This is a genomic window from Metabacillus arenae (assembly GCF_014773385.1).
GTDB classification, from domain to species: Bacteria; Bacillota; Bacilli; order Bacillales; family Bacillaceae; genus Metabacillus_D; species Metabacillus_D arenae.
The window spans coordinates 47,351-59,213 of sequence record NZ_JACXAI010000037.1 but is presented as its reverse complement, the minus strand read 5'-3'; the positions used below and the strand labels follow the sequence as shown (position 1 = coordinate 59,213).

The following is an 11,863-nucleotide window of genomic DNA, read 5'->3' as shown; positions in this document are numbered from 1 at the left end:
AGTTGCTCGAAAACTAACCCACATTATTTTTGCGATTTTGAGAGACGGACAACCGTATCAACCTCGTCTTAACGAAACAGACAATAATTAACCTACAATAGTCATTTTTTAAAAATCGACAACTCTAGGTTTTTTTGTCATGCCTAAAATTCTATGATACTTATTCGTAAAATACTTTTATCTAGTTACTTATTATGGAATAAAGAGTGATTAATGATTACCATAGTGGTAAACGAATTCCAATACGCGGAAGACGAACAGACCATTGAAGAAAATGAAAAGGATATCAATAAACTCTTGTAATACACAAATAGTTATGATAATTTATTTGTAAACGTTTCATTATAATCAACAAATTAAATTGGCGTGTTACTGGTAAAGCAGGCAAGACCAAAATAATTTGCTCTATTTCTTAACGGGATAGGTGCATCTTATTTTGGTCTTTTTTATGTTTACTAATATCAGTAATGCGTAAAAAGGGGATTAAGATATGGATTATAAACAGCTAGGCAAAGACATATTAAAACTTGTAGGTGGAAAAGAAAATGTAGCGATGATAACCCATTGTGCGACCCGACTTCGATTTGAATTCTTTGATTTTTCTAAAGTCGAAGCTGCTAAAATCGAAAAGTTACCGGGCGTCATCTCAGTCGTCAATAAAGGCGGTCAATTCCAAGTCATAGTAGGAAATGAAGTCCAACAAGCCTTCCTTGCCATAAAAAAAGAACTGGGCGAGCAACCAAGTGGAAATGCTAATATCGTCAAAAAAGAAAAAAAGAGCGTCATTTCTCGTTTAATTAGCGTCATTTCTACCACATTCGCACCATTTATCCCCGCCATTATTGGTGCCGGGATGATCAAAGCCGTTTTGGCGGTGCTTGTGTTAACAGGCGTATTAACTGATGAAAGCCAAACCTTCTTTATCTTAAACACTGTCGCGGATGCTGCATTCTTCTTTATGCCTGTACTACTTGCATACGGAGCATCAATTAAGTTCGGAACCAATCCGGTGTTATCCATGACCATTGCAGGCGTGTTACTACACCCGAACTGGTCAACGATTTTAGCCTCTGAAGAAGCCCTTTTCTTTATGGGCGTACCAGTGCGCTTAACGGATTATGCTGGTTCTGTTTTACCGATAATTATTACCGTATGGATTATGTCGTATATTGAACGCTTTGCTGAACGTGTTTCGCCATCGATCATTAAGTTCTTTTTGAAACCAATGTTAATCTTAATCATTACAGCACCTCTCGCGTTAGTCGTCATTGGACCAATCGGCACCTATTTAAATGATCTCGTTGCCCTTGGCGCTGAAACAATCAACAACCGTGCAAGCTGGTTAATCCCAATGCTAATGGGTGGACTACAGCCATTCCTAATTATCACTGGAACTGCTTGGGCAATGACTCCTATTGCTACAACGCAGCTATCCAATAGTGGAGAAGAAATGATTAATGGACCGGGAATGCTTGCATCCAACATCGCACAAGGTGCTGCTACGCTTGCGGTTGCGTTGAAAACAAAAAACAAAGAGCTAAAACAATTAGCTGGTTCTGCTGGTTTCACTGCCTTAATTGGGATTACAGAGCCTTCACTTTACGGAGTTACACTTAAATTAAAGAAACCATTAATCGCGGCGATGATTGGTGGGGCATGTGCAGGAATTTATGCCGGTCTTTCTGGTCTTGTCCGCTACGCATTCGTTTCACCAGGTCTTGCGGCTATCCCTGCTTTTATCGGGGAGAATCCAATGAATATCATACACGCACTCATTACCATTGCCATTGCGTTTGTTGTCGCATTTGCCGCAACATGGATTTTAGGCTTTGAGGATTCAGTAGAAGAAACAACACAAACACATACACATACAAAAACAGAAACAATGAACCAAACAGAAGTCATCGCTAGTCCGCTATCCGGAAAAGTCATGCCCCTAAACACTGTAAACGATCATGTCTTTTCAAATGAACTGATTGGAAAAGGGATTGCGATTTTACCGGATCAAAATGAAGTGAAAGCACCGTTTGCCGGTGAGATCTTGACAATGATGGAATCCAAGCACGCCGTTGGTCTTCGAAGCGACAATGGCATTGAATTATTGATCCATGTGGGGATTGACACAGTCAGCCTAAAAGGGGAATACTTTGAGACGCACGTAAAACAAGGCGACCGAGTAGAACAGGGTGATACACTTGTCACGTTCGACCGGCAAGCCATTCAGGCAAAAGGATATGAAACTGTCACACCGATCATCATCACTAATCATGACGAATTTAATTCATTGGATGTAATTAAAGAAAAAAGCATTTCTTCAGGCAAACCACTGATGCACATTACGAAACTGGAGGCATAAATTATGCATTACACAAATCTGAAGCCATTCCCAAGGGATTTCCTTTGGGGGGCTTCCACATCTGCTTATCAAGTCGAAGGTGCTTGGAATGAAGACGGCAAAGGAAAATCCGTCATTGATATGATGGATCATCCAGAAGGCACCGCCGGCTTCACCGTAGCGAGCGACCACTACCATCACTACAAAGAAGACATCAAATTGTTCCATGAGCTCGGCCTAAAAGCGTACCGTTTTTCCATTGCTTGGACGCGTATTTTACCAGAAGGCTCCGGCACCATTAATGAAAAAGGACTTGCCCACTACGAGCGTGTTATAGACGAATTACTTCATTACGGAATCGAACCCATCGTCACGCTGTACCATTTTGACCTCCCGTACGCACTTGAAGAAAAAGGCGGATGGAACAACCGCGAGACAATCGATGATTTCGCGAACTATGCCCGTATTTTATTTGAACGCTTTGGAGACAAAGTCACGCACTGGCTCACAATCAATGAACAAAACACGCTCATTTTACATCCTGGAGCTGTCGGCATTCCAAAAGGTGGATCGTCGCCATCCAAAAAAGAGCTTTATACGCAAAATCATCACATGCTCGTTGCGCAAGGAAAAGCGATGTCACTCTGCCATGAACTCTGTCCACATGCAAAAATTGGACCAGCACTAAATATGACATCCATGTACCAAGCAACCAGCAAACCAGCAGACGCGATTGCTGCCCATAACTGGGAAACGCTCCGTGGCTGGAGTTTTCTCGATCTTGCTGTACACGGACGATACAATCGATTATTATGGAGTTACCTAGAAGAGAACGGCTGGACACCTGTGATTGAAGAAGGCGACTTGCTTGCGATCCAACAAGGGCAACCTGATTTTATTGCCATCAATTATTATTCAACCGCAACGATTGCAGAGAGTAGGGGAGATTCAAGTGACGTAAGCCCCCGAGCTGGTGACCAGCAAATTATGCTAGGCGAACCTGGCGTCTATCGACCAGAGGAAAATCCATATGTCAATAAAACAAAATACGGTTGGGTCATCGATCCGGTTGGCTTACGCCTCACCTTGAGAAAAGTATACGAACGGTACCATCTGCCAATCATCATTACCGAAAACGGCATCGGCGCACCCGATGAACTCACAGAAGATGGCGCTATTCACGACGAATACCGAATCGACTTTATTCAAGCACATCTTGAACAAATTCAATGGGCTCTTTCTGATGGCGTTGAAGTGTTCGGTTACTGCCCATGGGCTGCGATGGACGTTGTCAGTACGCACCAAGGCTACGCCAAACGATACGGATTCATATACGTAAACCGGGGAGAATTTGACTTAAAAGACATGAGCCGAATCAAAAAAGACAGTTTTTACTGGTATCAACGTGTCATTACATCCAACGGAAATGAAAGGCTATGCCAACGCACGTAAATGTTACGATAAAGATGGTGATGATTAATGAAGGTAAAAAAAGTATTAAATAACAGCCTTGTGCTCTCAAGCGATGAAAATGGACAAGAAATCATTGTCATGGGAAAAGGCCTTGGCTTCAATAGCAAAGAAGGCGATCTCATTCAGGAAAGCTCTGTCGAAAAAATCTTCACGCCAAAAGATCAGCGCACAAAACAAGAATACGTCCACCTACTCGAAAGCATCCCAAGAGACTACTTGGACACAATCAATAGCGCACTCGAAGAAATGAAATCCGATTGGCGTAACGAACTCGACGACCGCTACTTCTTAATGCTACTCGACCACATCGCCTTCGCCATCGAACGCGTCGAAAAAGGCGTAATCTTACAAAACAAACTCTTAAACGACGTACGCATTCACTACCCGGAAGAGTACGCAGCAGGCATGATCGTCATCACACACCTAAACGAGCACCTGCACATCAACTTACCAGAAGAAGAAGCTGGCAATATCGCCTTTCACCTCGTCAACGCCAAAAACGAGGAAGAAAACTTTGAAAACACCGTACTCGCCGTCACCATGCTCAAAGATATACTTAACATCGTACGGTACCAACTAAATGTCAAACTCGACCACCAATCCATGCGATATAACCGATTCGTCACCCACCTGCAATACTTTATCCGACGAATCTTCGACAACAAACAACTGAATTCCAAGGACTCATTCCTATACGAACACCACAAAACCAAATATCCAAACGAATTCAAATGCGCCCAATCCATCGCTACCTACTGCGAAAGCATGACTGGCAAATACAGTACCAACGAAGAAGTCTTTTATCTAATTATTCACCTCGTCAGATTTACAACCAATGAAACCTAATTACCCAAAAAAAGAGCCTTCGTTGATCTGAACCCAAAAAGTTAGGCACAAATATCAAGCAGCTTTCTGGGCATGAATCCGGTATTGAACCGGACTCATGCCCTTTAATTTTGCCTAGATTCGTTTGTGGTTATAATAGGTCATGTAGCTTTTTAACTCCTCAATGAAATGATCCATGCTCTGGAACTCTTGAAGATAAAGCAGTTCTGATGATTCTTATCAATAGAGTTAGTTCTACTACGCTTTGCCAAATGAATCACCTCTGAAATATCAGAAGAATAAAAAAAATGACCTCTTAATATCCCAAGAGATCATTTTTATCAATCTTTTTTATAAATTATCAATTTTTTTTATCAATTTTCGAACTTTAAAATCCACATTTCGATACACCTTCCATCTTTCCTTCCAAATTTCTTATTGAACCTGCCCGTTACTTTAAGTACAGAATTTCACAATCTCTTCTAAATTTTAACCTACAAATCCAATTTTCTTTAAAGGTATTGCTCCAGAATATGGCCCGTTTGCGGAAGACTTGAATTCAAGATAAATTCCTATACCCATTGACCGATTTTTTAAGATAACAACTTATAAGAGAGACTGGTTATACTAGAAATCATTAAGGGGCTGTCTCAAAAGTAACTGAGACAACCCCCGTTTACATTATTAAAGATTTTCTTTATAGAAAGCGCCCAATTTTTCAACGGCTTTGCTCACTGGCACTGGCCTGTCGTACAGGTCATAGTGGCTTGCCCCTTCAATAACGAACAAATCTTTTTTCTCAGAAGCTGCTCTGTCATAAAGCTCATGACCATCCTTGTATGAACCAAACGCTCCTTGTACGTCACCGACAATGATTTGCAAAGGTTGAGTCAGCAGACTTTCTGCTAAATGGAAAGCATCAAAACCGATTACCGAGTCCATGCTGGTGAATTTCAATTTGTTTGGAGAGTTAGGGTTCTGACCTCTTGGTGTTCTGTAGTAATCAACCGCTCCTACAAGATCGAGTTCAGACATACCAGCTTCTTCTCTTTCTGCATGACTATTAGGAATCCATTGTGTAACCATAGGTTCGGCTCCGCGCGCTTCAGCAGTGCGTTGTTGAGCAATTTCCTCTAAAACTTTGATTGGATCTTCTTCACGATATCCACGACCGATATTCACGCCGACGACTGTTCCAACTGCTTTGATGCGACGTTCTGTCATTGCAGCATTTACAGCATATCCGCCTCCTGCACAAACACCTAACACGCCAATACGATTTTCGTCGACATAATTTAGTGTAGTTAGGTAATCAACCGCAGACCGAATATCCTCAACACGTGCAGCCGGGTATTCGGCATAACGAGGCTCGCCTTCGCTTTCTCCTTGATAGGATGCATCAAATACAATCGTTACATACCCTAGCTCAGCAAGTTTCTCCGCATAAATGCCCGCCGTTTGATCTTTACAGCTGCTGCCCGGATGAATGCAAACAATTACTGGATTTTGTTTCTTTTCTCCAGCATGTTTAGGTGCATTTACTATTGCTGCTACTTGTAGCCCATGTACATGAAATTTTACTTTCTTTTTAGTAACTGTCACAGTTAAAACCACCTATTCATGTTTTAAATACACTTGTGCGTATTAATCGCCTTGTGTATATTTATATTAAAATGAAGGAGCAGTTGATTCAATTACCACATTAAGCAATATGCGTATTAATACACGAATTGTTTTGATTGTGTACAAAATAGAGGAGGACTGCTGTGTGCATAAAATAGATCGAAGAATTTTAAAATCTCGACAGGCTATTCAATCGACTTTTTTGCAGATGTTAGTGAAGGAAGGGTTTGACAAGATTACGGTTAAAAATATTACGGAAAAAGCCAACATTAGTAGAAAAACATTCTACCTACATTATATTGATAAATATGATCTGTTAGGTAAGGTTGTGGATGACCATTTAGTAAAATTGCGAGAAATATGTGATCAAAAACAAGACAAAGGCATTATAGAAGGTTCGATATTATGGTTTTCTTATTTTGAGCAGCATAAATCATTTTTTGCGGAATTGTTTAAAAGTAAAGGTGCTTCATCCTTTCGCAAAAAGCTATTGGCTTTTACTATGGGGGAGATAAATAAAAAGCTTAATGAAGAGTCGAATCCCCTTATCGATAGGCATATTTTTTTGAAGTTTTTAGGAACGGCAACAATGGGAGTATTGGAATCTTATGTACTAGAAGAAGTAGATAGTGATATTGAAGCTGTAGCAACGCAAGTTGTGCAGCTATATAAAAAACATATTTAGATTCCTCAATATAGAAAGAGCACCATGGAGACTCTATCTCGAGGGGAGTTGGTCCTCCCATAGAAGCCTGTGTGACAAGATCTTCAGCCCCCTCACCGTTGTGATTTGAAAATAAAGTTGGTAACTAACCAAGCTTTAAACACGCATTATACCTACCATTGTAAAATATGTTTCTACAATAAAGTCGGTAACTGAATTTTTACCCTCAAAATTTAAAGAAAGGTACCAGCTCTTTGTTCAACAATCTCGCGTTCGTGGAATAACTAAGATGCTTATATTAACTGATATAGTTCCTTAAATCTTCTAATTCGACTGATAAAAGCTCCCTTGTTTGCTTCGACAGGCATCAACTCGTTGAATCCCCCAGTCAAGATTATTTCGTCAATGAACAGCTGTTGCAATTATAAAAGACCAAATCTACTAATGATTTGGTCTTCTATTTGTAACCTACCTAAGTTATACGGAGTTGTTTACTCAATATTCAGTAATTTAATTATATGCTTTCTTATTTCCTTTTAGGTATTCAACAATTTCTTCTGGTGTTTTATTGTTTAAACCTAAATCAGTTAATTGTAAGGCATTTGCTCGTAAATCCTCTTTTCTAATTAAGGATGCCAAATCAATAAGTAAATTGGATGCAGGAGTTTCTACACCTAATTTTTCACCTAGCTTTACAAATGGATATAACCCATAAGGAATATCTTCATAAATATACCGATAATTTATCGTCGCCGGTGCTTTACCAGTCTTATAAGCTGGATTGTTTTGAATTGCATCGTATATATTATCTTCATCCACATCATAGAATCTGTTAAGAAGTTCTGGACAAGTAGATAGATTTATATTTAATTTTTTACCGATTTCTAATCGTTCATTTTCAATTTCCTCAATTACATTTACAACAGACGGCGTTGCACCATCTGGGTAAAAGAAGAAATCTCCCTCTGATTCTATTCTGCCAGTATTTAATAACAATATAGGTACATGAAATTGAGGATTCAAGTTGTTTAAGGTAGTAGTTAGTACACTGTCCGTAGCAACTAATTGCGGATAAACTTCTTTTAGTCTTTCCTTTACGATTGAAGCGTCAGTTGCTGGGAGAGTGGCAAACTCTAAATTCTCCTTTATCTTTCTGATACGAACATGCCCTGGTTCAATATAGCGGCAAGTATAAATAAGGGATTCCGTTTCAGCAATATAAACTTTTTTATTCATTCCGACTTCGTTAAATATATTTCTAAACTCAAGAGCTCCCCAATAGCCTGGGAATATCATGATAATCTGATTGTCTTTAAGATACGGTGCAATAGAACGAGCAACACTCTTATGGGCCGTTCCAGTAGTTGTTACCATTATTACTTCGGATTCGCTCATAGCAAACTCCAAATCTGTTGTTGCAGTTACAGAAGCAAACCCTTCAAATACGCCCTCTGCCTTAATACCACCATTTTCTTTAATTTTTGCAATTAATTCAGTTTGAATATCATATAATGCAACTTCATGATTTAGATGGGTAAGATGCGCAGCCATACTTTGACCGCCATTTCCCGCTCCAATAATAGTAAATTTCATTTTTTATCCCTCTATTTCGTTTATTTTTTTTGTTACTTTTTGATCTTCTTTTTTGGAACTAAAGTACAATTGAACTATTATACTAGCTAAAATTAATCCTAAACCTATTGCATCTGTTATTAACCCTGGAACAATAAGTGTTAAAGAGGCTGCAACGAGTAAAATTCTTACGAGAATATTAGCCATCTTACCTATAAACCATCCTTCTACGCCGCATGCCAGTACGAATGCCCCAATTAATGCAGTTAATGTAGCAACAATAATTTGAGTCGGTGTACCTTGTAATAAAATAGCTGGGCCATAGACAAATACAAAAGGAATGACAAATGCTACAATTCCAATTTTCATGGATGTCATTGCAACCTGCATTGGTTTCGCATTAGCTATACCTGCAGCTGCGTATGCTGCAAGTGCCACAGGTGGTGTAAACGCTGACAAACAAGCAAAATAGAATACAAACATATGTGCAGCTAAAGGAGATACGCCCATCTGAATTAATGCTGGGGCAACAACGGCGGCTGTTATTAAGTAGGCAGCGGTTGTAGGAAGTCCCATTCCTAATATAATCGTTGCACACATGGTCATAACCAAGGCCAATGCTAAATTATCACCAGCTATTGATAGAATCAGTGAGGCAAATTTTAACCCAGCACCTGTTAAATTTAAAACTCCGATGACGAGCCCAGCAGTTGCACATGCCGCAATCATTCCAAGGGCAGATTGGGCTCCGTCAACTAAACAATTCATGAGTTTTGAAAAGTTCATCCTTGTATGTTTTTTAAAAAAAGATACAATAATTGTTGATGCAATTGCCCAAATTGCAGCTTTAATTGGACTTGTATTTAAAATGGTCATCGTAAAAATTAGAACTAACAATGGAATAAATAAGTGACCTTCCTTCACTAAAACATTTTTTAAGTTAGGAAGTTCATTCTTAGGTAAACCCTTTAAGCCTAATTTGGCCGCCTGTAAATCAATCATGATCATGACTGTAAAAAAGTATAATAATGCGGGTACAATAGAAGCATAAACGATATTAAGATAGGAAGTTCCCAGCAATTGAGCCATAATAAAAGCGGCTGATCCTAATATAGGCGGCATAATTTGTCCGCCAGTTGATGCTACTGATTCCACCGCACCAGCATAACGGGCAGGATAGCCAATTTTCTTCATCAATGGGATAGTAAAAACACCTGTTGAAACTACATTCGCCACTGAGTTTCCAGAAACCGAACCAAATAAAGCACTTGAAACAACAGCTGCTTTTGCTGGCCCTCCCCTTTTTCCACCAGTTGCACCAATAGCAAAGTTTATAAAAAACTTACTTCCACCCGTTTCGCCTAAAAAGGATCCAAATAGTATAAATAAGAATACAAAGGTTGCAGACGCACCAATCGGTACACTAAAGATAGCATCCATACTATTCAAATAACTTAATATGCGGTCCCAGCTATAACCTCGATGTCCTAAATCACCTGGAATATACATTCCAAAATGTGCATACAAGATAAAAATTAAAGCTAAAATTGGTAGAATTAATCCTGTCGTTCTTCTGGTAATTTCCAAAACTGTAACAATTAAAATAATACTAACTAGTAAGTCCAAAGATGTAGGGGCGACACCTATTCTATAAACTAATTCATCCATTTCAATAATGAGGTAAGATCCTGCAAATAAAACTAGCAATATTAATAGATAATCAATAATGGTAGTTAATTGGCTTTTATGCGCTGATTTCCTCATTGGATAAACCATTAAAACTAAAATGGCCCCTAATCCTAAGTGGACTGTGTATAAAACCCATGGTGTAATTGGATAAAATCCTAGCACATATAGGTGAAATAACGACATAAATATGGCTATAAGGGTGAAAAGCTTTAACTCTATCCCACTAAGGGCTTTCCTTGAGCCAGAATTCTCTTGAATCTCCAAATCAGTTATTTTTTTTTCAGACACGGTGAACCTCCTGATATCAGATTCCTTGAAAACGCTTCTATGCTATTAATCGTAATTAAATAGGTTAATAAAACTTTTTTAATTCTTTTGTTGTAAAATTCAGATATTTTTCAGATTAATATTGTATCTACAGATTTTGTAGATACATATTATTTGTTAGAAAATTAAGGTTGATATATAATGATAATGGGGACTTCTCGGCAATTTTTATTGACTAATAAGTCTCCTTTTGAAGATTTGACGAATTCCCTTAACTTCCTTCTATAAAAAGTATTTTCCTATTGTGCTTCAGGAGGCATAAGGTGATCAGGAATTTCAACCCCAACTTCCTTATAATACTTTACTGCACCTGGGTGGTATGGGATAGTACTATACTTTACATTTTCAACCAGCGTTTCTTTTGCACTTGGGTCTACTGCTAATAAGTCTTCATGTTTTTCAAATGTTGTTTTCACTAGATTATATACTAAATCTTCTGATAATTCAGATGATGCAACTGCTATGTTCCAAAAGCCTGGCAGTAAAATATCTTCTTCTTGGTGCTTATAAGTACCATTCGGAATCGTTGCCTCAGACCAATAAGGATATTTTTCTAGTGCCTTTTTCATTTCTTCTTCAGTTAAACCAATGTGCTGAACTTCGTGCGTAGTTTCAAGATCAAGCATGAAAGGCCCTGGTACTCCTGTTACCGCAAAACCAGTATCGATTGTTCCATCACGTAAACCATCAACTGCAGCATTAGTTGGTATTGCATTAACCCTAGCCGGCTTTAAACCTAATACCTCCAAAAGCCCATTTCCTGCTTCAGCACTAGTACTTCCTGGACCCCCTGTACTAACATTTTTACCAGCAAAGTCGCTAATACTTGTAATACCACTATCTTTTAAACTGTAAATATGCATGACACTGGCATACATTGGGAAAATCGAACGAATCTTAGTATATTTTTTATCTGCCCAACCTTCTCCGTTATAGGCTTCGCCTCCAAGCCAAGCGGTCACAAAGCCTAAATCCATCTCTCCATCTTCAATTAATTGAATATTTGCAGTTGGACCACCTGTAACTTCAACAGCAACGTCAGTACCTGGGACATTCTTTCCGATAATATCGGCCCAGCCGCCTCCCCATACATAGTAAGTACCACCTTGGCTGGACGTACCTAAGAGAAGTCTATGCTCTTCTACTTTTTCCTTATCAGTAGTTCCGCTATTAGTAGTTTCTGAAGTGCTATTTTGAGAACAACCTACAAGAGCAAGAGTTAAAATAACAACTATAATAAATAACTTTGACAATCTGCTTTTCATTTCATTTTCTCCCCCTATCAATTATTTATTAACTCAATCCTTTCCTTATAAATCTATTAAATCTTGCACTCCCCCTTTACTTAGGTAATA

Annotated in this window: 8 protein-coding genes and 1 pseudogene; 4 read left to right on the top strand and 5 right to left on the bottom strand. The window is 38.9% G+C overall.

Features of this window, described 5'->3' with window-relative positions; translation table 11 throughout:
* The first annotated feature begins 490 nt into the window (after positions 1-490).
* The 3 genes from IC621_RS21835 to IC621_RS21825 are packed head-to-tail and all read left to right on the top strand — an operon-like array spanning position 491 to position 4,654.
* Positions 491-2,356: a beta-glucoside-specific PTS transporter subunit IIABC gene (locus IC621_RS21835; RefSeq protein WP_191161434.1), complete on the top strand. Its 1,866-nt coding sequence runs from the start codon at positions 491-493 to the stop codon at positions 2,354-2,356.
* A gap of 3 nt (positions 2,357-2,359) precedes the next feature.
* Positions 2,360-3,787: a glycoside hydrolase family 1 protein gene (locus IC621_RS21830; RefSeq protein WP_191161433.1), complete on the top strand. Its 1,428-nt coding sequence runs from the start codon at positions 2,360-2,362 to the stop codon at positions 3,785-3,787.
* A gap of 27 nt (positions 3,788-3,814) precedes the next feature.
* Complete coding sequence (locus tag IC621_RS21825; protein WP_191161432.1) at positions 3,815-4,654, top strand: PRD domain-containing protein; 840 nt, start codon at positions 3,815-3,817, stop codon at positions 4,652-4,654.
* Between the two features lie 114 nt (positions 4,655-4,768).
* On the opposite strand, the pseudogene IC621_RS21820 reads toward IC621_RS21825, so the two are convergent.
* Both IC621_RS21820 and IC621_RS21815 read right to left on the bottom strand, forming a co-directional pair.
* Positions 4,769-4,864: pseudogene (locus tag IC621_RS21820) on the bottom strand (IS3 family transposase); the annotation flags it as partial.
* A 453-nt stretch (positions 4,865-5,317) separates the two neighbouring features.
* Positions 5,318-6,235, bottom strand: coding sequence for an alpha/beta hydrolase (locus IC621_RS21815; protein ID WP_191161431.1), 918 nt, complete (start codon positions 6,233-6,235; stop codon positions 5,318-5,320).
* A gap of 166 nt (positions 6,236-6,401) precedes the next feature.
* On the opposite strand from IC621_RS21815, the gene IC621_RS21810 reads away from it, so the two are divergent.
* A complete protein-coding gene (locus IC621_RS21810) occupies positions 6,402-6,941 on the top strand; it encodes a TetR/AcrR family transcriptional regulator (protein ID WP_191161429.1) in 540 nt (179 codons plus the stop codon).
* Between the two features lie 489 nt (positions 6,942-7,430).
* Here the strand turns inward: IC621_RS21810 and IC621_RS21805 are convergent, their stop codons facing one another.
* The 3 genes from IC621_RS21805 to IC621_RS21795 all read right to left on the bottom strand — a co-directional run bounded on the left by IC621_RS21805 (position 7,431) and on the right by IC621_RS21795 (position 11,773).
* On the bottom strand, positions 7,431-8,513 hold the full coding sequence (locus tag IC621_RS21805) for an NAD/NADP octopine/nopaline dehydrogenase family protein (RefSeq protein WP_191161427.1): 1,083 nt from the start codon (positions 8,511-8,513) through the stop codon (positions 7,431-7,433).
* Positions 8,514-8,516: 3 nt separating this feature from the next.
* A complete protein-coding gene (locus IC621_RS21800) occupies positions 8,517-10,469 on the bottom strand; it encodes a TRAP transporter permease (RefSeq protein WP_191161425.1) in 1,953 nt (650 codons plus the stop codon).
* 278 nt (positions 10,470-10,747) lie between these two features.
* Complete coding sequence (locus IC621_RS21795; protein ID WP_191161423.1) at positions 10,748-11,773, bottom strand: TAXI family TRAP transporter solute-binding subunit; 1,026 nt, start codon at positions 11,771-11,773, stop codon at positions 10,748-10,750.
* Positions 11,774-11,863: the final 90 nt, after the last annotated feature.

Excerpts from the sequence above, each read along its gene's own strand:
- IC621_RS21805 (WP_191161427.1), bottom strand. The coding sequence starts at position 8,513 with ATGAAATTTACTATTATTGGAGCGGGAAATGGCGGTCAAAGTATGGCT.
- IC621_RS21830 (WP_191161433.1), top strand. The coding sequence starts at position 2,360 with ATGCATTACACAAATCTGAAGCCATTCCCAAGGGATTTCCTTTGGGGG.
- IC621_RS21795 (WP_191161423.1), bottom strand. The coding sequence starts at position 11,773 with ATGAAAAGCAGATTGTCAAAGTTATTTATTATAGTTGTTATTTTAACT.
- IC621_RS21835 (WP_191161434.1), top strand. The coding sequence starts at position 491 with ATGGATTATAAACAGCTAGGCAAAGACATATTAAAACTTGTAGGTGGA.
- IC621_RS21825 (WP_191161432.1), top strand. The coding sequence starts at position 3,815 with ATGAAGGTAAAAAAAGTATTAAATAACAGCCTTGTGCTCTCAAGCGAT.